General features: G+C 40.9%; 3 protein-coding genes and 1 pseudogene. All 4 read right to left on the bottom strand.

The window, feature by feature from the left end; all coding sequences use genetic code 11:
* Positions 1-479, bottom strand: a pseudogene (locus tag B3R79_RS03135) (F0F1 ATP synthase subunit beta); the annotation flags it as partial.
* 58 nt (positions 480-537) lie between these two features.
* Positions 538-1,416, bottom strand: a complete 879-nt coding sequence (locus B3R79_RS03130; RefSeq protein ID WP_168260952.1) for a F0F1 ATP synthase subunit gamma — start codon at positions 1,414-1,416, stop codon at positions 538-540.
* 14 nt (positions 1,417-1,430) lie between these two features.
* Positions 1,431-2,936, bottom strand: a complete 1,506-nt coding sequence (gene atpA, locus B3R79_RS03125; RefSeq protein ID WP_235280725.1) for a F0F1 ATP synthase subunit alpha — start codon at positions 2,934-2,936, stop codon at positions 1,431-1,433.
* A 15-nt stretch (positions 2,937-2,951) separates the two neighbouring features.
* Positions 2,952-3,265: F0F1 ATP synthase subunit delta (locus B3R79_RS03120; protein ID WP_293693698.1), on the bottom strand; the 314-nt coding region annotated here is incomplete at its 5' end.

Below are 3,265 nucleotides of genomic sequence, written 5' to 3'. Positions count from 1 at the left end.
CCAACACCGGCACCACCGAAAAGACCGACTTTACCACCTTTAAGGTATGGCGCTAAAAGGTCGATAACTTTGATTCCTGTTTCAAGGATTTCAGATGATGTTGATAATTCATCAAAAGCTGGTGCTTTTTTGTGGATAGGTTCACGAGGAGCGTCTTCAGCAAATGGTTCTTCAAGGTCAATAGTGTCCCCAAGAACATTAAAGACGCGACCTAGTGTTTCTGTCCCAACAGGCACGCTAATAGCACGACCTGTATCAAAAACTTCTAATCCACGTGTAAGCCCATCGGTTGATTCCATAGCGATTGTACGAATAATACCGTCACCGAGTTCAAGAGCAACTTCGAGAACGATTTTTTTCGATTTATCGCCATCTTTATAAACAATCAATGCATTATTAATCTCAGGTAATTTGTCACCAGCATCGAACGCGACGTCAACGACTGGACCAACAACCTGAGCAATTTTGCCTGAGCTCATGTTTTTCTCCTTTTAGATTTTTTAGAAATACGGTTTTGCTAGAAAACAGATTTCTCTTTTATTCTAGTGCATTAGCACCCGCTACAATTTCTGTAATTTCTTGTGTAATAGCTGCTTGACGCGCACGGTTGTACTGAATCGTCAAATCGTTAATAATACTTTTGGCGTTATCAGTAGCCGTTTGCATGGCTGTCATACCAGCGGCATGTTCAGCAGTTTTCGCATCTACAATTGCCCCGTAAATAAGGCTTTCCGTGTATTGCGGCAACAATTGTTCCAAAATCATTTCACGGTCTGGTTCCAATTCAAAACCAGATGTGCCTTCTTCTGCTGCTTCATTGGCATCCAATTCTGCGATAGGAAGCATTTGTTGAACACGAACCTGACTGGTTAAGCTATTCACATGATGGTTATAACAAACGTACAACTCATCAAATAACTCGTTTTTATACATTTCAACAGACTGCGAAATGATGTTACCAACTTGTTCAAATGACGGTTGGTCTTCAAGGCCTCGCAATTCAAAGACAACATTCATGCCACGGGCTTTAAAGAAATCAGCACCGATACCACCAATAGCGATGATGGCATAGTTATCATTGTCCGCATGGTACTCTGCAATCAAATCCATCATGGCTTTCAAGATTTTTGAATTGTATCCGCCAACCAAACCTTTGTCTGAGGTAATCACGATATAGCCTGTTTTTTTCACTGGACGTGACACCAACATTGGATTGCTAGAACCACTTGTCAATTCAGATTTTAAAAGATCCGTAGTGATTTGGCGAATTTTTGAAGCATAGATTTGGAAATCTTTTGCAGCCTGCTCAGATTTGGTCAATTTGGCTGCTGATACCATTTTCATGGCACCAGTAATATGACTTGTTTTCTGAGTTGAAACGATTTTCCCTTTAATTTCACTAAGAGAGCCTGCCATATGCTTACCCCCTCTTATTTGAATTCAGATTGTTCTTTAAAAGCTTGAATAGCAGCGTCTAAAACTGATTCTTCTGGTAAATCTTTCGTTGTACGGATGGTTTCAAAAATAGATTCGTAATGAGCGTCAAAGTAATCATACAAAGCTTGCTCGAAATCTAAGATATCGTTAACTGGCACATCATCTAAGAAACCATGAGTTAGTGCATACAAGATAACAACTTGTTTTTCAACTGGAAGTGGTTTGTGAACAGGTTGTTTAAGCACTTCAACGGTACGACGTCCACGGTTCAATTTCGCTTGTGTAGCAGCATCCAAATCAGAACCAAATTGCGTGAAGGCTTCCAATTCACGGTAAGAAGCCAAGTCAAGACGAAGAGTACCAGCTACTTTCTTCATGGCTTTGATTTGCGCAGAACCACCAACACGTGATACTGAAGAACCCGCATCAATCGCAGGACGAACACCTGAGTTGAAGAGATTTTCTTGCAAGAAAATTTGTCCGTCAGTAATCGAAATCACGTTTGTCGCGATGTAAGCTGAGATGTCCCCTGCTTGTGTTTCGATGAATGGAAGGGCTGTGATAGAACCACCACCAAGTTCATCTGAAACTTTCGCTGAACGTTCTAGCAAACGGCTGTGTAGATAGAAAACGTCACCTGGGTAGGCTTCACGTCCTGGTGGACGACGAAGAAGAAGGGACAGTTCACGGTAAGCAACCGCTTGTTTTGACAAATCATCGTAAACAATCAAAACGTGTTTGCCGTTATACATGAATTCTTCTGCCATTGCAACACCAGCATAAGGTGCGATGTAAAGCAATGGTGATGGTTGTGAAGCTGAGGCTGTCACAACGATTGTATAATCTAGGGCACCGTATTTACGAAGGGTTTCAACTTGTGTACGAACGGTTGATTCTTTTTGACCGATAGCGACATAGATACAAATCATATCTTGTCCTTTTTGGTTCAAAATCGCATCAATCGCAACAGATGTTTTACCTGTTTGGCGGTCACCGATAATCAATTCACGTTGACCACGTCCAATTGGAACCAAGGCGTCAATAGCTTTCAAGCCTGTTTGAAGAGGTTCAGAAACTGATTTACGTTGCATAACACCTGGAGCAGGTGCTTCAACAGGACGAGTGGCTGTGGTTTTAATGTCACCAAGACCATCCACAGGTTGACCAAGTGGGTTAACAACACGTCCAATAAGGGCTTCACCTACTGGCACTTCCATGATTTTACCTGTGCGTTTTACCACATCGCCTTCACGGATTGTAGAGAAATCTCCTAAAATGATGATACCAACATCATTGGTTTCAAGGTTTTGAGCCATACCAAAGGCACCATTTGAAAATTCAAGAAGTTCCCCACTCATCGTGTTATCAAGACCACGAGCACGTGCGATACCATCACCGATATAAGTGACCACACCAGTTTCTGTGACGTCAAAATTTGGCTGGAAGTTTTCAATTTGTTTTTTAATTAAAGCGCTAATTTCTTGTGCATTAATTGCCAAAAGTCACACCACTTTCTATTTCAAATTCATTTTTAATTCTTGTAATTGATGCTGAATGCTTGTATCAATTACTGTGTTGTTCACATTGATGATAAAGCCACCAAGAATAGCCTCATCAATAGTTTCAATCAATTTTCCTACTGTTATTCCAAATTTTTTGGAGATTAACGCTAGGATACGTTCTTTTTGGTTAGGTGTCAAAGCAACAGCTGTTGTCACCACAGCATCATGTTGATTGCTTGCGATAGCCATTTGCGCTTTGACTTCCTTCAAAATCACTTCTAAGAACGCTTCTCTTTCGTTTTGTAAAATTACCTCAAGAAAATTGT

Origin of the sequence: Streptococcus sp. UBA3373 (assembly GCF_002360305.1) — a bacterium.
Taxonomy (GTDB): Bacteria; Bacillota; Bacilli; order Lactobacillales; family Streptococcaceae; genus Streptococcus; species Streptococcus alactolyticus.
This window is presented reverse-complemented; position numbering and strand designations above follow the sequence as displayed.